Below are 19,745 nucleotides of genomic sequence, written 5' to 3'. Positions count from 1 at the left end.
TTTTATGAAAATTCCTTTTTTATCCTTACAAAAAATAACTGAAAGCTTTGAACCGTCTCTCTCGCAAAAAATAAGTGAGGTTATAAAAAAAGGCTGGTATATTCACGGCGAAGAATGTAAAGTATTTGAAAAAAACTTTGCACAATTTTGCGGAGTTAAGCATTGTATTGGCGTAGGAAACGGTCTTGAAGCTTTAAAATTGATTCTCCGTGCATACAAGCTGCTTGGTGTTTTTGAAGAAGGTGATGAAGTTATTGTCCCTTCAAACACTTTTATAGCCACTATTCTTGCAGTGAGTGCCGAAAATCTAATGCCTGTTTTTGTAGAGCCGAATATGGATGATTATTTAATTGACATAAAAAAAATAGAAGATAAGATAAGTTCAAAAACGAAGGCTATTATGCCGGTGCATTTATACGGCAGACTTTGCAATATGGAAGCGATTATCGCAATTGCAAAACATCATAATTTAAAAGTGATTGAAGATGCAGCGCAGGCACACGGTGCAAGCCAAGACGGAAAACGAAGCGGCTCCTTCAGCGATGCGGCCGGTTTTAGTTTTTATCCGGGTAAAAATTTGGGCTGCTTGGGAGACGGCGGCTGTGTTACAACTGATGACGACGAACTTGCAGATGTCATACGAAAGTTGGCAAATTACGGCTCAAGCGTAAAATATGTTCATGAATATAAGGGAGAGAATTCCCGTCTTGATGAAATACAGGCTGCCGTGCTTTCGGCAAAGCTGCGAAGACTTGATGAGGACAATGATCGCCGCCGTCAAATCGCAGCGATGTATAATGCCGGAATAAAAAATAAAGCTGTTATTTTACCCAAATTACACCAAAGAGAAGAACATGTGTGGCATATTTATTGTGTTCGGGTTCAAAACAGAAAAGCGTTTATTGACTATTTAGAAGATTGTGGGATAGAGACGATTATTCATTATCCGACTCCGCCCCATAAACAAAAAGCATATAAAGAGTTTTCTTATCTTCACTTACCGATAAGTGAAAAAATACATGCGGAAGTGGTTAGTCTTCCTATGAGTCCGTTATTAACCGATGCGGAAGTTAATTACGTAATTGAAAAAGTAAACGAATGGAAAAACTAAAACTACTTTTTATTACTTATACCTATTCAAATGGAGGCGGAGCTGAAAAGGTTTTAACAACGCTTCTTAATAATTTGGATGCGGAAAGGTACGATATTTCTATTTTTGAAATAGTAAAGTATGATGTCAAATGTGAGCCTGTAAATTCAAATATTAAATTATTCCCGCCGCTTTACCATTGTAATGATCGGGATTATAAAGTTAAAGTATTAGACTATATCCTTGAACAGAAACCGGAAATTATCAGGTCTCTCTTAAATCTTGATGTATTTGATATTATAATCTCATGGAATTATCAATTACCATCATTTATGCTTCCCGCTTTTCCCGATAAAAAAACGATCGCCTGGTTTCACGGAGCTATTGATGATTTAGATATTTCGGATAATTCAACTGCTGTCAAAAGTAGATACGATCTGCAGAAAAAAGCTTGGAGCTTTGCCGATAAAGTCGTTACGATTTCACATAAATCGCTGCAGTCGTTGGGAACCGTTTTTCCAGAATATATGCACAAAGCGCAAATAATTCATAATGCGTTTGATGTAAAAATTTCAAAAATAAAAGCAAGCGAAAAAATTGAAGATATTTATGAAAACTGTTATTTACCGATTATAGTTTGCGCAGGACGATTGGATAAAAATAAAAACTTTTCACTTGTTGTAAAAGCTGTTGCAAAATTAAAAACTGAGAATATTCAATGTGTTTTGTTTATTGTCGGTGATGGAGAGGAGAAAGAATCGCTTGTATGCTTAGCAGCTGAATCAGGTATAACTGATTCAGTCTTTTTTTTAGGCTATAAACAAAATTCCTTGCCCTATATTAGCCGTGCGCAACTGTTGTGTGTGTCATCAATGGCGGAAGGCTTTCCTACTGTTGTTTGTGAAGCGATGGCTTTAGGAAAACCGTTTGTAACGACACACGTTGCAGGCGCTTCCGAAGAGTTGGCTGACGGCGGAAACTGTGGTTTGGTTGCCGACTGGGATGTTGACGATTATGCCGAAAAAATAAAAATCTTACTAACTGATAAAAAGCTTTATGATAGAATGTCAAAAAACTGTATAGAAAAAATAAAAGAATTTTCCGTAGAAAACACCGTGCTACAGTTTGATAAACTTATTGCTTCTTTACCCGAGAAACGACACACAGAAGTCGGTATTCTCGCCAAAAATGAAGCCTTCAGACAACTTCGGGGTATTTATGTTTGGTACCCCGATAATATGCTTAATAACATAAAATTTTCGGTAAATAGGTTTAAGACTACAAAAAGATTATATCATTTTATGCTGCTCGGTTATCACATATTACGTTTTCTAGGCTATATGCTGACAGCACCTTGTAGAATTTTTACGATAAAAAGCATGTTAGAGTGTAGTAAATAAATTATGCATAAAACACCTTTACCCATTATTTTAACCTCCACAGGCTATGGAGGAAGCGGAAGTTCCGCAGGAACAAATATCTTGGAAGAGTTCTCTTCCGTAACAAGCTTTGGTAATAAATTCGAGTGCACTTTTATTCACGAAGTGGACGGAATTTATGATCTGGAAAACGCTATTAATGAAGGACATCGTCTAAAAACAGATTTAGCCGTTAAGCGATTTCTATCTCTTGCGAAAACTTTAAGTGAAGACGCCGATTATCGAAAGTATTTTAACGGGCAATTTTATAAGCAAGCCGAAAAATATATCGATTCGATTACAACATGTAAATGGAATGGTTCATGGCATCGTGCTTTTGAAACAAAAAAAATAGCCTTTGCAGAGAAACAGAGGATGCGGTTCTCCGAAGTGCTTTTTAATACTTTATATAAAGAAAGGCAATTAAACAGCTATGAACCTGACGGTTGGCAACCTTCATATACCCCTGTAACCGATTATTACTGCATCGGTAGCCAATCGGATTTTTACGAAAAAACAAAAACATACATATCTGACTTGTTTTCCAATGGTTTGCATAAAAATAAATATATTTTAGTCGATCAGCTTTTATCACCCTATGATTTTAAGCGATATTCAAACTATTTTCATGATATAAAAGCGTTAGTTATCGATAAAGATCCAAGAGATTTATATGCGGTGCAGATGGTAGACTGGGGAGTCGGATATATTCCATGTGATAATGTAGATATATTTATAGACTGGTATAAGGCAACACGAGCACAACGATATAGAATTAATACGGAATGGAAGAGTACAGCTCTTTTTATTCCGTTTGAAAGTTTAGTATATGAATATGAAAATTCATTAGAAAAAATAAAAGAGTTTACCGGCCTTAATACCGATGAGCATATATATAAAAAACAATTTTTTATTCCTGAAAAATCAATAGTAAACACACAGGTTTATAAACGCTACCCGCAGTTAAAAAAAGATATTGATAAAATAGAAAAAGAGCTGGAAGAATATTGTTTTCACTTTGAAAAATATCCCACGATACATATTGATACCGTAAAAAGTGATTATATTTTTATAAATGACATCTATAAAGATGCGGAAGAACTGCAATTGACCGGAAAATTACCTAAAAATAGCAGAGTAAATCCTATTATGTTGATTTTTAATGTATGCAAATTACCTCTTTATATTAAAAGCTTTAGTGACAGAAAAACATTAAAATCGAAATTAAAGGGAATGGTAAAAATTAGCTTGTTCTTTGTATTGTTCCCGATTGAATTTTGTGTGAATCTGATATTATTTTTGTTTGCAACAAAGGAAGTTTAGTATCTTAAGGAAAGTTATAGACTAAGCGTAAAAAAAATCATACTTAAATATTGCTGAGGCTTTTAAATGAAAATAGCGATTCTTATTTTACTTCATGAATATTCGGAACAACAGAAAAAGTTGGTAAATTATTTGTCTACATACTTTGATATATATATACATATCGACAAAAAAACTGCTATAAGTGTTGATAGTTTTTTTGGTAATAATATTTTTGTATTTAAGAAATATAAAGTGTATTGGGGAAGTTATAATCAGATTTTGGCGACATTATTTTTGTTTAAAGAGGCTAATAAAAAACAATATGATAGATATGTATTGATTTCCGGTGCCGATATTCCATTGAAAACCGGCAAAGAAATAAATAACTTTTTTATGAATGATAGTAAAGAATACTTTGCAAGTTTTGACTTGCCTGCTGATTGGTATGATAGAATAGATTTTTATTATCCTAATATCTTGAGCTTTGATAGAGCGACACCTTTGGAAAAACTTAATAAAAAGATATTTGATAAAATTAATAACTATATTATTCCTTTTGTCAAAAAAAATAAACCGCATAGAAGCCGTATGAATATAAGATTCTATGCTGGAGCAAATTGGATGAATTTGACGAATAATTGTGTTAATCAAATTATTGTATTTATAAAAAATAATAAAAATTTCTTAAAATGGTTTAAATTTACAAGGTGTGCAGATGAAATATTCTTTCAGACGATTATTCATAATTATGTAAATAATGTTGAAATTGTAAATGATTGTTTAAGGTATATTGAATGGGAAGGCGGTTCAGATCATCCAAAAATATTAAAATTGGAAGATTATGATAAAATAAAGAACTCTCGTTGTTTGTTTGCAAGAAAATTTGATTATACTGTTGATAACTTTGTTATAGACAAATTGTATAACGATATTAGAAATAACTAATGCTGTTTTTATGTTATTAGTTATTTAAAGAGAAACTTTAAAATTAATAGGAAGTTTGACGGATGAAATTTTCAATCATCATGCCCGTTTACAATACAGAAAAATATTTGGAAAAATCTATTTTGTCCGTCGTAAATCAGTCTTATGCTGACTATGAACTTATTTGTATCGATGACGGTTCAACTGACGGTTCGCCGCAAATCTTGTCCGCATTTGTGGATAATGCAAGAATAAAAATATTGAAACATGGATGCAATAAAGGCCTTTTTTCTGCCAGAAAAACAGGTGTACAAAATGCTTTAGGTGATTATATTTTATTTCTAGACTCGGATGATTGGCTGGAATCTGATGCATTAAAAATATTGGCAAAAGAGTTAACTAACAGCAGTCCTGATTATATAGAATTTACTTATTATAAGGTTTTTGCTAACGGGGAAAAAAAAACATGGCGTTTTTCAAAGGCGGATAAGGCAAAAAAACTTACAGATATATTATCAGCAAAAGCAAATTTTACTATTTGGAATAAATGTTATAATGCAAATACCATAAAATCGGTTTATAATAACTTACCGGATTTCTATGCCGTATTTGCTGAAGATTATTATCAAATGGTGATACTTGAATACTTTATAAAAGCCCGGAAAATTATAAATACTCCGCTTTATAACTATAGAGTTACAACCGGTATAAGCAATACACCGTATTTTGATAACATTGAAAAAATAAAAAATATAGATATAAGTTTGAATAATATAGCTCAAAATCTTTTTTGCTTTTTTGAAAAAGAAAACCTGCCGGAATACGCGCAACTTATGCAATGTTTTATTAATATAAGATATTTAGCTATATTAAAAAATACTAGTTCTTACGAGGTTATTCGTATCATAAAAGAAAGATTTGGTGAAGATGGGTTTATATTACTTTTAATGCAAGAACTGAAAATTATGGATGAAAAAATAAATAAGATAAATGAAAAATACGCTCCATTGTCTATTTTTGCAAAAATTTTAAGAAAACCGGTTACATATATAAAAAAAATCATTAAAAATTAAATATGCTGATAACTATGAAAGTTTTTATAGTCAATCTAAAAGAATCTACAGATCGCCGTCAATATATGATTGAAGAAATGAAAAAAACAAATCTTCAATATGAGTTTTTTGATGCTGTAAGTGGTAAGGATATAAAAAATATAGATAAGATCTATGATAAAGAAACTGCGATAAAGGTTTATGGCCGAGAATTAAAATTAGGTGAAATCGGCTGTGCGATGAGTCATCTTTTAATTTATAAAAAAATGGTTGAGGAAAATATTGATCAAGCATTAATTTTTGAAGATGATATTATTATTGCAAATGATTTTAACAAAGTTCTTTCTAAAATATTAAAACTTGAAAACAATGGAATCATTCTTCTTGGGCAGTCAGATAAGAAATTAAAAACTAAAATATGTTTTCAAAACATTTCTTATCATCATAAATTAAAAAAAATATTTAATTCCGGTTATGGTACATATGGATATATAATTTGTAAAAAAGCAGCTGAGAAAATATATACTGAAAGCTTTCCTATTGTAAGACCTATTGATCAATGGGGTAAATGGTGGAAAAGTATAAATATTTCAGTTGTTATTCCGAATATTATAAGTTATCAAAATGATATGGAATCAATAATAGATAAAACTGAGAGTCGAATGAGTTACCATCATCCTGAGACTCGTTGTGTTCTCTTTGTTTTTTTTAGAAAAGCATATAGCCTATTTAAAATAATACTTTGGTGCCTTAGAGATTTCTTTTATAGATTTTTACCTTGAGTTTGATAATCAATATTTCTATATAAACTTAAAAAAATGAAATTCAGTATAATAATTCCGATATATAATCGAAGTTTTTTTATTGATGAAACTTTATCAAGTCTTTTAAATCAAACCTATGCAGATATTGAGATAATTTGTGTTGATGATTATTCTACGGATAATAGTCTTGAGAAATTGGAAGCTTATGCTTTAAAAGATGACCGCATAAAGATAGTGAGGCATCAAAAAAATCTTGGACCGCATTGCGCAAGAAAAACCGGTGTAGAAAATGCTTCGGGAGATTATATTTTATTTTTAGATTGTGATGATACGCTTGCTTCTGACGCGTGCAAAGTTTTGTATAATATACTGCATACACAGTCATACGATGTCTTAGAATTTGCTTATAAAAACGAAAAAGAAGTTTTGTGCCCTGTGCCTTTTATTACAATAGATAATTTATTTGATAGTTTAGTATATTTCACTAATCCGCGAGCGGGGACTATGTGGAATAAGGCCTATAGAAAAGAACTGTTACATAAAGCATTTTCGAATATGGAAGATTTTTATTCGATTATGGGAGAGGATCTTTACGAATCAGTTATTGTTGCCTATTATGCAAAAAGCTATGATTTTATAAATAATATTTTACTGCACTATAATGCAGATACAGGAATTTCAAATAAAAAGAATGATTTTAATGGCGTAAAACGAGTGTTAGAATCGATTAAAAATACATTGACTGCTTTTACTATTTTTTTTAACCGGTGTGCGCCTGAGCAAAAAAATGCCGTTGTGAATATTGAAAGACAATATGTGAAATATGTGTTTTATTATCAAATTTTGATGCATACTGATAAATCCGATTGGAAAAAATCACTTGGTTTATTACCTGAATATTTTACAGCGGATGGACTGCTTCCGTATGCAAAGAAGATGGAGCAGTCAATAGCCGGTCTCCAGTATGAAATTTTCAAATATCAATGTAACATGGAATTACGAAAAAGATTTTCACCTCGATTAAAAATGATAATAAAAAAGATACTAGGGCGCTCCTAAAAACCGAAGTTATTAGAGGTGCTGAATATGGTTATAAGGAACTAAGAAGCAAATGACCCCGAATGAAATAATAACAATTTTTACTCCGACATTTAACAGAGAACAAACGTTAGAACGCTGTTATCAAAGTTTACTAAAGCAAAAGAATTATAATTTTGGTTGGTTGGTCATTGATGACGGTTCAACAGATAATACGGCATCGCTTATTGCAAATTTTAGTAAAACGGCTCCGTTTACTATTAATTATATCTATCAGGAAAATTCAGGGAAACAGGCTGCTTGGAATAAAGCTTTGGATGTCTGCACAACGGAATATTTTATATGTTTGGATTCTGATGATGCGCTTATCGATAATGCTTTAGAAAATGTAATGCCGTATTTAACTGATATAAAAAACGATACGAAAATTGTAGGTATACGGTGTAATGCAATAAATTCTCTCAAAAATACAATTGATAGCGCTTATTTGTCATCAGAACCTATTAAAGAATCTTGGTTTGAGGAAGTTGTAAATAATAAATTTGTCGGAGAAAAATTGGATGTGTTTAAAACTGCCGTATTACGGCAATTTTATTTCCCTGTAGCCGAAAATGTAAAATTCATTCCTGAAAATTGGTTGTACAGTTCTATTGCAAAAGCCGGATTTCTGTTTTTGTATTTACCTATTGCTTTAAGAATATTTTATGACTATGATGATAAGAGCCGTTTAACGTTGACTCCGGTATTGAAGCATGCAGAGGGGCATTATATATGCCGGAGTCATTTATTAAAAATCATGCCGAAATCTATTTGGTTTAGGAATCCTCTTTTTTATTTAAAAACACTGGTTCGGTTTTCTCAAGCTGCAAGAATAACCAAAAAAACATTTAAAATGCGTATGCGTGATTCTGCTTCTTTTATAACAGCTGTATTAAGTTACATATTACAGTATGTAAAGATAGGTGTTGCTGCTACTACTAAGGTGATACAAGATAACATGCCGGTATATGTACTTAATCTTGAACATAATCCTGAAAGAAAACAATATATGCAAAATATATTGCAGGGTATTCCTATAACGTATGAGTTTTTTCCTGCCGTTTATGGCAAAGAAATTAAGAATATCGACGAAGTATATGATGAAAAAGAATCTTTAAGGATATTAAAACGAAAGTTAAATATGGGTGAAATAGGATGTGCTCTTAGTCATCGTCTTATTTATAAAAAAATGATTGATGAAAATATTCCTCAAGCCTTAATTCTGGAAGATGATGTATCGCTATTACCTGATTTTTATCCGGTTTATAGGGCTTTATCGGGAAAACGTATTGGAAATAAAGTCATTCTATTAGGAACGACCGTTACCAAACGAATAAAAAAAATATGGAAAGAAAGACTGACTGACACTTATTCGATGTATTTGGTGTTGAATAATTATCCGGGGACATATGGTTATGTTATCGGCTTGGATGCTGCAAAAAAAATATATTATCATAATGAAAAAGTTTTTATCGAGGCAGATCGCTGGAAATATTATAGAAGATTTTCTCAGATATGGCTTGTCGCCCCTTCTGTTGTAACTGTTAATGAAGTGTTTCCGTCTGAAATCGGAAGTTATCTTAGACATACGCCGAGGTAATCCCAATGCAAATTGTTCTTTATACCTTATTCATTTATCCCCTCGAATCGATTATCGAGTTTATTTTTTTAGTAGCATTTAAGATATTCAATGAAAATACCGGAGGCGCTATAGTTATAGTCAGTTTATTTGTAAATATTGTTACCTTGCCCTTGTATACTGCAGCGGAATCATGGCAAAACAAAGAAAGAGAATTGCAAAAAAAGTTAAAACATAAAATTGATGATATAAAAGCTGTCTTTTCCGGTGATGAACGATATATGATATTGTCAACCTATTATCGTCAAAATAATTATCATCCGATATATTCATTACGCGGTATGCTTGGCCTTATGCTGCAGATTCCTTTCTTTATCGCAGCGTATCATTTTCTATCCGGACTCGTTTTATTACAAGGCTCATCATTTCTTTTTCTTGATAATTTAGGCATGCCGGATGCTTTAATAAAAATCGGTGTATATTCGATAAATCTTTTGCCTATTCTTATGACAGTAATAAACATTATGTCCGCAGCAATTTATACTAAAGGACTTCCTATTAAAGAGAAAATACAACTATATGTTATGGCTGTCCTTTTTTTAGTTTTGCTTTACGGATCGCCTTCCGGTCTTGTTCTTTATTGGACGTTAAACAACTTGTTTTCATTAGGAAAAAATATTTTAATAAAAATTCGCTATGATAGGAGACTATGGTATTATATAGGCCTTATTGGTATTATAGTAGGTGGAGTGGTTGTAATAACCACTGCTCGGAAACCGGTTGTTATTATACTTATGGCTGGTGTAATGGGACTATATATTTTGCTTCCATGGCTTATTAAAATTCTATGTGCATTTATATATTCAACAGCTTTTTTTAAAAGCAATAAAAATATAAATACACTTTTTATTTGTTCTGTCCTTTCCATAGCTGTTCTCTTAGGTTTTCTTATTCCTTCTGCGCTCATTGCTTCCTCTGTACAAGAATTTTCGTATACAATGCAGTATCGAAATCCTTTCTTTTTATTGTGGATTACTTTCCTACAAAGTATCGGTTTTGTTCTTATATGGCCGACAATTATATACCGCCTGACGAGCACTCGAGTAAAACCCATTTTTTCTTTTATCGCTTTTACCTTTCTCATTTGCTTTGTTATTAATGTGTTTATTTTTCAGGGGAACTATGGAACGCTGACAGGGTTTCTTTCTTTTATTTCCGATGAAGCCTTAGTTCATACATTAAAAGAACAGGTAGCTAATATACTTCTGCTTTGCGTTGCCGTAGTTTGTATCGGTTTTCTGTTGAAGGGAAAATTTTCGCGAGGTGCTATTATTATCGCTGCGATTTTACTTACATCGGTTTTGACGCTGTCAACGATTAATGCATTTAAAATATCGACGGGGTATAAAAATGTAACAAAGCTCATACAAATCGATAAAAAAAATAAATCAATCGGTCATCTTGAAAAGGTCTATGGCTTTAGCAAAACACATAAGAATGTTTTAATTTTTATGCTTGATAGAATGCCCGGTATATTTATTCCGTCTATTTTTGAAGACTTTCCTGCATTATATGAAAAATTTACCGGTTTTACATTGTACCCGAATACCATTTCATTCGGCGGACATACTTATATCGGTGCGCCTTTATTATACGGCGGCTATGAATATACACCGGAAGCCTTTAGAAAAAACGCTGATCCTCATCGGGATATGTATAATGAATCGTTATGTGTTATGCCGCGTCTTTTTTCTGAGGCTGGCTGGAACACCGTTATTACTGATGCGTCGCTTGCAAACCACAGCTGGATACCTGATAATTCAATTTTTGAGCCATATAGCGGAGTAAAGGCATTGAACCTTGAAGGTAAATACGTTGGAGAATGGATTCGGAAACATAATATTGAACTACAAAAGAATATATTGCCTTTTTCTGAGACACTGCGTAACATGATACGATTTTCTTTTATTAAGGCATCGCCATATATTCTGAGGCGTTATCTTTATAATAATGGACGGTATTTACATAGTAAAACCTCTGCGCATGGATTGTTTGATTTTATTACAAAAGCAGCCCCAATTGAGTTTATCAAGCATGATATTTATACTCATTGTAACCGCAATTGTTTTAACTTGATTGTGAATAATCTTCCACACACGCCGATTTCCGCGCAGCAAGCTCGTTTATTTTGTTCCGAGTCCTTTGTAAAAAAATGTGAAGAGAGATGCAAAAATGAGGTTACGCTTAATCATTATATTTCCGACGTCTATCTGTTTACCATATTTGGTGATATGATTGATCTATTAAAAGAAAACGGTGTTTATGATAATACCAGAATTATTTTTGTTGCCGATCATGCTTGCGAAAACTTGATATTAAATAATTCTCAATTCAATACGGATTTTAAGGACAAAACCTTTCAGCAAACTTACTATATGCCTATTTTAATGGTAAAAGATTTTAATGCGGAAGGGGCTTTGAAAATCGATATGACGTTTATGACAAATGCCGATGCGCCGATTTTGGCAACGTCAGGATTTGAAAATGTTACCTCTCCCCTTACAAACAATCCTTTTACAGGAAAATCATTTGTTGAAACAAGAAATAAAGACAATATCGTAATTGCTAATATTTTGGAAGATGATGTATTAAATATTTATCTTAAAGAAAAGGATATTTTTGTAGAATCTAATTGGAGAAAATTAAAAAAATAAGTTTTATTGAATTGTGATGAGAAGGCCGATATGTTAAATGTTTTATATATGATTTTTATATACCCTGTATATATGTTTGTTGAGTTTGCGTTTTTTCTTGCAAACAATGTTACAGATGATTATATAGGTTTTTCTATTATTTTGTTAAGCATCACGGTAAATGTAATTTGCTTACCGATATATAACGTTGCCGAAAAATGGCAGGAAAAAGAGCGAGATATCCAAAAAAGATTAAAGCCGAAAATTCGTGATATAAAAGCTGTTTTTAAAGGCGATGAACGGTATATGATGCTTTCTGCTTATTATAGGCAAAATCGGTATCATCCGCTATATGCAATGCGTGGTATGTTTGCACTGCTTATTCAAATACCTTTTTTTATTGCTGCATATAAGCTTTTATCGGGTTTGCCGATGCTCAATAACGCATCGTTTTGGTTTTTAAAAGATTTAGGGAATCCGGATGGTTTATTGAATATAGCCGGTAGCAATGTGAATGCCTTGCCGATAGTTATGACAGTCATAAATATTTCTGCATCTGCTGTGTATTCAAAAGGCTTAGACATAAAAGAGAAATTGCAGCTGTATATTACTGCTGCCGTTTTTCTTGTTTTATTGTACAATTCGCCTTCAGGATTAGTATTCTACTGGACATTAAACAATATTTTTTCGCTTTTTAAAAATATCTTTTATAGGATAAAATTGAGCAAAAAAATGTGGTACATCATTGCTGTACTATTTTTTGTTTCTCTTACAGTTATAACTAAAAATAGCACTTCAAAATTACGGCCATTAGTTATTATGGAGTTTTTTACTGCTCTTATATTATTTGTGCCTGTAATATGGATAGTTGTGTCCAAATTTTTACTTAAAAATATCAGATCCGTTTTTAATGATGACAAAGAACGCTTCTCTCTTTTCTTCCAAAGCGCTATCGCTCTGTTTATGTTTTTAGGTTTAGTAATTCCTACAGCGACTATTGCGAGTTCTCCGCAAGAATTTGTTAATTTTGAAAATATTTCCAATCCTTTCATTATCCTTTTCTATACCACTGTGCAAAGTATCGGCTGTTTATTTTGGTTGGTGTGTCTCTATAAGTTATTTCAAAAAAAAGTACAAATTTCTTTTACATTCGGTTCGATTATAGTGCTTACGGTTGCAATACTCAATGCTTATCTTTTTCAAGATAAATACGTCAGCATCAATAATCTGCTTATGTTTTCTGATTCAGGAAAGTTGCGGCATACGCAGTATGAGCTTATAATAAATTTATTTGCGATGGGAATAACTAGCATTATTGTATTTTTTATACTTTATTCTGGTATTATAAAAAAATATATCGGTACGGTATTAAAAATACTGCTTATTTCCTTTGTTGCCGTTACGACGGTCTCCTCAACCACAATTTATAAAGAGTTTCGTTCTATGCGCTCTACTGTCAATGCAGCACCTGTATCCGATAAGGCGTATCGAATAAGTAAAACAGGGAAAAATATCTTTATATTCATGTTAGATCGATCTATGAATTTTTTTATTGATCCTATATTTGAATCTTCCGAACTGGTAAAAAAAGAATATACCGGATTTACAGTTTTTGAAAATAGTGTTGCCTTCGGTCTAAGTACCAATTTTAGTACTCCGTCATTATTCGGCGGTTATGAATACACCCCAGAAAAGATTGATGCCCGTAAAGATGAGTTGTTAGTTGATAAACATAATGAAGCATTAAGTGTGTTACCGCGCCTTTTTAGCGAACATAATTGGTGTGTTAGCTTTACTGATCCGTCATGGCTGAATTATTCTTGGATTCCCGATCTTTCGGTATTTAAGAAATATAATATGAGAGCAAAAAATATTGATGGGGATGGAATATATACGCATGACCTTCTTAAACAGACTGTCCACGGTTCGGTTCCTCAGTCAAAAATATATGGAATTCGCCGTAATATGCTGTATTTTTCTCTATTTAAAATTTTACCGCTTGAAGTACGGCGGATATTTTATGCAAATGGAATGTACGGTGGTGTGGGCGTCCCTATTTATTCCGCTGCGTTTATGAATGCCTATTCTGCTCTAGAGAATATTACGGAAGAAGTTGAATTTGTGGAAAATACAAATTGTATAAATATAATCGTCAATAATGTGACACATGAACCTCCTCGAAGAGAAATTTTGCAGATGATCGGAAAGAATTTTTTAATTCCGATAGCAGAAAGTTATTGTCTTAATGAAACAACAGAAAGTCATTTTTATTCTAATTATCTGGCACACGAATCGTGTGCACACTTTTTTAGTTTTTTGAAAAAACATGGGTGTTGGCATAATTCCCGTATAATTCTTGTAGGAGATCATGGAGGTGGCGGTATACGTACGAATGGCATGAAATTTATTGACGATTTCTCGGCTTCGGATTCTTATTTTTCACCTGAAGCTTTGATACCGTTAATTATGATGAAAGATTTCGATTCAGATGGGGCATTAAAAAAAGATTATACATTTATGACATTAGCTGATATTCCGGCATTAACTACCAAAGATTTCCCGCCCGAATTACAAAAGAATCCGTTTACAGGGAAAAAATTTCTGGATACCCAAGATAAAGCGGTTATAAAAGCGGTAAGTTTGGGAAACTGGCATGCTAATCATCAATTAAAATCTACGCAGTTTGAGGTTGATAGTTGGACTTTTATAAAAGATAATGTCTACGATCCTGCAAATTGGAGTAGAACAAATTTTAATGAGGAATAAGGAGAATTTATTTTATGCTTCCATTGTTATATATTGATCCTGGTACGGGCAGTATTCTTTTTTCTATTGTAATCGGGTTAATTACAACTCTATATTTTTTGACAAAAACGGCTATAATAAGATTAAAAGTTTTAATCTACAAGGATAAAACAAAGGTTAATGAAAGTAAAACCGATTTTGTTTTTTATTCTGAGGGCAAACAGTACTGGAATGTATTTGCTCCTATATGTAATGAATTTGAAAAGAATAAGGTAAAAGTTCTTTTTTATACATCTTCCGAAGACGATCCTGTGTTTTTACAAAATTATACATATGTGAAGCCTGAATATATCGGTAAGGGAAATCGAGCTTTTGCTCGGCTGAATATGCTTGAAGCTAATATCTGTTTAATGACTACGCCAGGTCTGGATGTATATCAATTAAAGAGATCTAAAAAAGTAAAGCATTACAGCCATATTCTTCATGCTCTCGATGATGCTACAAGTTATAGGCTTTTCGGTCTTGATTACTTTGATTCGGTTCTTTTATCAGGTGAGTATCAGATGAATGGAATAAGAGAGCTTGAAGATTTGCGCGGAATAAAGAGAAAAGAATTATGCGTGGTGGGCTGTCCTTATTTGGATGTACTTAAGGAAAAAGTAAAGGACTTACCGCAGAAAAATGAGGCTTTTACCGTTTTGGTAGCTCCTTCATGGGGTACGAATGGTATTCTTTCCAAATATGGAGAAAAACTCCTTACTCCTCTTGTAGAAGCAGGATGGAATATTATTGTTCGTCCCCATCCTCAAAGTAAGACGGTCGAGTCCGATATGCTAAAAAAATTAAAAGAAAAGTACAAGACAAACGATAACCTTTCGTGGGATTATGAGCCTGAAAATATTACCTCTCTTTCAAAAGCCGATATAATGATTTCCGATTTTTCGAGTGTTATCTTTGACTATTGCTTTTTATTTGACAAGCCGTTTTTATACTGTAATAACGAATTTGATCATCGGCCTTATGATTCAGGAGATCTAAAAGAGTTGCCATGGAAGTTTTCCATATTAAAAGAAATAGGAAGAGAGTTAAAATCTACAGATTTTACTGACATAAGAAAAATTATTCAAGAAACTTGTGAAAGTTCGGCTTTAAAAGAAAATAGATTAAAAGCTAAAGATACTGCATGGCAAAATAGAGGGAAGGCCGGAGAAAAGGTATATGAATTTTTAATGGAGATTAAAAGAACATGCTAGATTTTTTGTATACTATTTTTATTTATCCCGTATACATGTTTGTAGAGTTTATATTGTTTATAGCAAACAATATAAGTATGGAGCTTCCTCAGGGAGAAAATAAAAAATGATTCCAAAGGTAATTCATTATTGTTGGTTCGGGGAAAATCCTTTACCTGAAACAGCCCTTAGGTGTATTGAATCATGGAAAAAATATTGTCCCGGCTATGAAATAAAAGAATGGAACGAAAAAAACTATGATGTAAATAAAATTACTTATATTTCTGAAGCCTATCGTTCAAAAAAGTATGCCTTTGTAAGTGATTATGTCAGGTTTGATATTTTGTATCAATACGGCGGCGTGTATTTTGATACTGATGTTGAAGTAATTAAGCCCATTGATGAAATTATTGAAAAAGGCGCTTTTTTCGGTATGGAAATCATTGGAACTGTAAATCCGGGCTTAGGTATTGCAGCCGCTGCAGGAAATACCCTTTATGCCTACGTTTTAGAGTCATATAAAAAGAGTAATTTTATAAAATCCAATGGCAGGATGGACCTTACAACAGTAGTTGAGCGTGTTACTTCTATATTTAGGAAATATGGATTAACTAAAGATAATGCTGTTCAGACTGTTATGGATATTACAATCTATCCGGTTGATTATTTTAATCCTAAGGACCCAAGGACAGGTATAATCAGTATAACTCCTAATACATATACTATTCACCACTTTGATGCCAGTTGGACCATCCCTTTAAGAAAGAAATATATAAAATATTCTAAATTTTTGATTCCCAAGATAGGCTGCATTCTAACTAATATTATTCTATCACCAATGCGTATTATATGTATTATTAAAGAAGTAGGTTTTTGTGGGTTTGTGAAAAAATTCACTAATCATTATTTAAAACCGAACTAGAGTATAAATATGAAAATTTTATACATATACTTTATTTAAGCTTTTAAAATAATTGAATATTAAGTATTAATACGCACCTTTTCTAGTAACAACAACGATGAAGGTTTGTAAAATAATCCAAATATCCAGCCAGATTGACCAATTTTGAATATAAAAAGTATCCAGAAAAATTCTCTCATCATATCCTGTTGATGATCGGCCGGATATTTGCCACATGCCTGATAATCCGGGGGTGACGGAAAATATATATTTAAATGTATCACCGTATTTTTCTTTTTCAGGTTCGGTAACAGGGCGTGGACCGACAAAACTCATTTGACCAAGTAGAATATTAAAAAGCTGAGGCAATTCATCAAGGCTTGTTTTGCGTAAAAATTTTCCAATGGAGGTAATACGCGGATCATGCTCAAGCTTTTGATGTTCCTCCCATTCACGTTTCATTTCCGGGTTATTCTCCAGTAATTCTTTTAAACGTTTATCCGCATCAGTTACCATTGATCGAAATTTCCACACCTTAATTTGCTTACCGTTTTTGCCGATACGCTTATGTCCATAGAATATCTTTCCTTTTGAAGTACATTTTACAAGAATCGCTATGATGACTATAATCGGGAGTATTAACGGCGAAAACAAAAGTAATATGCCTAAATCGATACATCGTTTGATAAATAAATTGATGGGACGAGTCAAACGATTCGATGCGGAAAAACCTAAAATATCGCCGAAGTTTCTCACTGAAAGCGATACGAATTTTATATTTTGATAGTACGGTATTGCAATGATGTAGCGGTAATCGGAAAGAATTGAGTCCAATGGGGTATTTGCCGTATTACCTTCCGGCAATTCCATAACGATTGCTGTTGTAATATTACAGGCGTGAACACAATCTTCAATTTCTTGTGAATAAGGGAATACAGGGATTCCTTTGTATTCCTCGTAGTCTGTTGCATCGATATTGATGATTGCTGCCGGGCGGTAACTTAATGAAGGTTTATTTAATAGCCTGTCTGCTATTGTGTACTTATTTTCATTGCTTACGTATATAACTACCGGAACGCCCCACCAGCTAAAGGAACTAAATGCAGTCCGTATTCCTTCCCTTAATAAGGGTAGAAACAGAGTTGCAAAAGGAGTTGCTAAAAGGAGGGCAACACTTAACATCTCTCTATCATCCGTTTCAACTGCTATGGAAAGAGCAATTCCCGTAAAACAAAAAAAAGAAGTAAGAGAGAATTTACGTACTTCGTCAGCCGGCTGAAGCATGATACCGGGATAAAGACGAGCTGCAAAAAATGCTGCAGCAAAGGCCGGAAGGTATATCCAGTAGTTTATAAAATCACGGAATACAATCAATGAACGATCTACTGCATTAATAGCAAAAAAACTTCCTCCAAAGCATAGCATTATCCCGATACAGTCGAAGATCATAAATGTTAGACCGGTCGCAAAAGAACTTGTATGATTAAAATGGGTTTTAAACCAACTAGTAAATTCCGATGGCTGCATAGCATTACCCTATCATATTTTTTAAAAAGAATCAAGGAGGTTTTCGTACCAAAGGCATAAATCTTCCGCTGCGAGGTGTATTTCGAAACCGGAATTCCGCAATAAATCCGGGTAAGGCTTTTTTTGTACATGTTCGTAGCTGAGAAGCTTTTTTGCCCATTCTTTTATGTCGGCGTGTAACGGAAAAAACTCCACTAAGGGCGTAATAGCAGTGTCCTTAGTAACAGTATCGCTCATTAGGCATGGCAAACCTACCGATTGAGCTTCTATACCCACTACCGGCAAACCTTCATAGCGGCTCGGTAAAAGAAAAACATCAAAGGCATTCAAAAAATTGGGAATGTCCCGCCGGATGCCGGTAAAAAAAACCGCTTTTTCTATATCAAGCTCTTTAACGAGAGTACGAATCTCAGCTTCCAATTCTCCCGTTCCGATTAATATCAGAGCTGCATTCTGGTTTTGCCGGTAAGCTTCGGCAAATATCCGTACAAGTAATTCATGATTCTTTTGGAATGCAAAACGGCCGATATGACCGACAATAAAACGATTCTCCAAATTAAATTCTTTACGTATTCGGTTCCGAGCCTCTTCATTGGGTGAAAAGCATGCGGTATCGATTGCATTTTTTATGAGGCGTACTTTTCCCTTTTGTACCGTTTGCGAACCGAAAAGCCAGCGGGCAGTGTAATCGGCACATGCCGCATAGTGAGTTGCAAAAGTTTTTGAAAACGGCCGTAATACCTGCTTCATAAGGTTGCGCTTCCATTCTCCGCGGCTCATTGTACTATGACTGTGTGCAATTCGTATCGGAACTTTTGCACGGAATGCTGCATAGAGGGGAAAACAACTGAGTGTGTTTAAGTGTGAATGGACAATTGTATATCCGCCTTCTGCAAAAGCTGCACGGCATTGCCGCATATTGGCTAGCATAGAGTTTTCATAAGGTTCAAGTTTGATGATACGGCCGCCCAAATCAAGGATTTCTTCATCGATGAGAGTTTTATTATAACCGTCCATAAAAAAATCGAATTGTACGCGGTTTCTGTCTATGTTACGGTAATAGTTCATTACCACTGAATCTACACCGCTGATAACGGCTTTTCCTATAACTTGCGCAACTCTAATAGGGGCTTTATGGTGAATGTTTTGTTGAATTGTTTTCTTATTTAATGGTTCCATAAAAATATTCCCGTTTTATAAAGATTGATAATATCTATATCGGTTATCGGAGATAATCGGCAAAGACTTTAAAAATAACGAGATTGCTTCTTGTATGGATATAAGTAGTTTTATTATTGCAATCTATAAATTCAGAGGCTTATTTTTATTGATTGTTTTTATTTTTTTTGATATTATGCTTAGACTTGAGTGTTTTTTGATGATGTAAATATCTTTCGGCTATAATAAGATTCAAGATCAATTTTTGATAGAGGTTTTT

Annotated in this window: 14 protein-coding genes; 12 read left to right on the top strand and 2 right to left on the bottom strand. The window is 33.3% G+C overall.

What is annotated here, in order from left to right:
- Window positions 1-4 precede the first annotated feature (4 nt).
- The 12 genes from HO345_RS06300 (at window position 5) to HO345_RS06245 (ending at window position 16,801) form a co-directional block, all read left to right on the top strand.
- Entirely contained in the window at window positions 5-1,111 is a 1,107-nt protein-coding gene (locus HO345_RS06300; protein WP_253684531.1) for a DegT/DnrJ/EryC1/StrS family aminotransferase, read from the top strand.
- Complete coding sequence (locus tag HO345_RS06295; protein ID WP_253684530.1) at window positions 1,099-2,490, top strand: glycosyltransferase; 1,392 nt, start codon at window positions 1,099-1,101, stop codon at window positions 2,488-2,490. Before HO345_RS06300 ends, HO345_RS06295 begins: the two co-directional genes overlap by 13 nt.
- Before the next feature lie 3 nt (window positions 2,491-2,493).
- Window positions 2,494-3,831: a hypothetical protein gene (locus HO345_RS06290; RefSeq protein WP_253684529.1), complete on the top strand. Its 1,338-nt coding sequence runs from the start codon at window positions 2,494-2,496 to the stop codon at window positions 3,829-3,831.
- 66 nt (window positions 3,832-3,897) lie between these two features.
- Window positions 3,898-4,758 carry a beta-1,6-N-acetylglucosaminyltransferase gene (locus HO345_RS06285; RefSeq protein WP_253684528.1) on the top strand — a complete coding sequence of 287 codons (861 nt, stop codon included), beginning with the start codon at window positions 3,898-3,900 and terminating at the stop codon, window positions 4,756-4,758.
- Window positions 4,759-4,820: 62 nt separating this feature from the next.
- Window positions 4,821-5,810, top strand: coding sequence for a glycosyltransferase family 2 protein (locus HO345_RS06280; RefSeq protein ID WP_301338714.1), 990 nt, complete (start codon window positions 4,821-4,823; stop codon window positions 5,808-5,810).
- Between the two features lie 14 nt (window positions 5,811-5,824).
- Window positions 5,825-6,571 (top strand): glycosyltransferase family 25 protein, encoded by a 747-nt coding sequence (locus HO345_RS06275; protein WP_044958007.1) that lies wholly within the window; start codon window positions 5,825-5,827, stop codon window positions 6,569-6,571.
- Between the two features lie 36 nt (window positions 6,572-6,607).
- Complete coding sequence (locus HO345_RS06270) at window positions 6,608-7,612, top strand: glycosyltransferase family 2 protein (RefSeq protein WP_253684526.1); 1,005 nt, start codon at window positions 6,608-6,610, stop codon at window positions 7,610-7,612.
- Between the two features lie 52 nt (window positions 7,613-7,664).
- Entirely contained in the window at window positions 7,665-9,230 is a 1,566-nt protein-coding gene (locus HO345_RS06265; protein WP_010697236.1) for a glycosyltransferase family 25 protein, read from the top strand.
- 5 nt (window positions 9,231-9,235) lie between these two features.
- Complete coding sequence (locus tag HO345_RS06260; protein ID WP_253684525.1) at window positions 9,236-11,923, top strand: membrane protein insertase YidC; 2,688 nt, start codon at window positions 9,236-9,238, stop codon at window positions 11,921-11,923.
- A gap of 30 nt (window positions 11,924-11,953) precedes the next feature.
- On the top strand, window positions 11,954-14,668 hold the full coding sequence (locus tag HO345_RS06255) for a YidC/Oxa1 family membrane protein insertase (protein ID WP_253684524.1): 2,715 nt from the start codon (window positions 11,954-11,956) through the stop codon (window positions 14,666-14,668).
- A gap of 14 nt (window positions 14,669-14,682) precedes the next feature.
- On the top strand, window positions 14,683-15,900 hold the full coding sequence (locus tag HO345_RS06250) for a CDP-glycerol glycerophosphotransferase family protein (protein ID WP_010697239.1): 1,218 nt from the start codon (window positions 14,683-14,685) through the stop codon (window positions 15,898-15,900).
- A 106-nt stretch (window positions 15,901-16,006) separates the two neighbouring features.
- Window positions 16,007-16,801 (top strand): glycosyltransferase family 32 protein, encoded by a 795-nt coding sequence (locus tag HO345_RS06245; protein WP_253684523.1) that lies wholly within the window; start codon window positions 16,007-16,009, stop codon window positions 16,799-16,801.
- A 66-nt stretch (window positions 16,802-16,867) separates the two neighbouring features.
- On the opposite strand, the gene wbaP is transcribed toward HO345_RS06245, so the two are convergent.
- Both wbaP and HO345_RS06235 read right to left on the bottom strand, forming a co-directional pair.
- Window positions 16,868-18,307, bottom strand: coding sequence for an undecaprenyl-phosphate galactose phosphotransferase WbaP (wbaP, locus tag HO345_RS06240; protein ID WP_253684522.1), 1,440 nt, complete (start codon window positions 18,305-18,307; stop codon window positions 16,868-16,870).
- Window positions 18,308-18,328: 21 nt separating this feature from the next.
- Entirely contained in the window at window positions 18,329-19,486 is a 1,158-nt protein-coding gene (locus HO345_RS06235; RefSeq protein ID WP_253684521.1) for a glycosyltransferase family 1 protein, read from the bottom strand.
- Between the last annotated feature and the right edge of the window lie 259 nt (window positions 19,487-19,745).

This window comes from Treponema denticola (assembly GCF_024181645.1).
In the GTDB taxonomy this organism is placed as follows: domain Bacteria; phylum Spirochaetota; class Spirochaetia; order Treponematales; family Treponemataceae; genus Treponema_B; species Treponema_B denticola_A.
The sequence above is the reverse complement of the archived record's forward strand: the minus strand, read 5'-3'. Positions and strand labels throughout refer to the sequence as shown.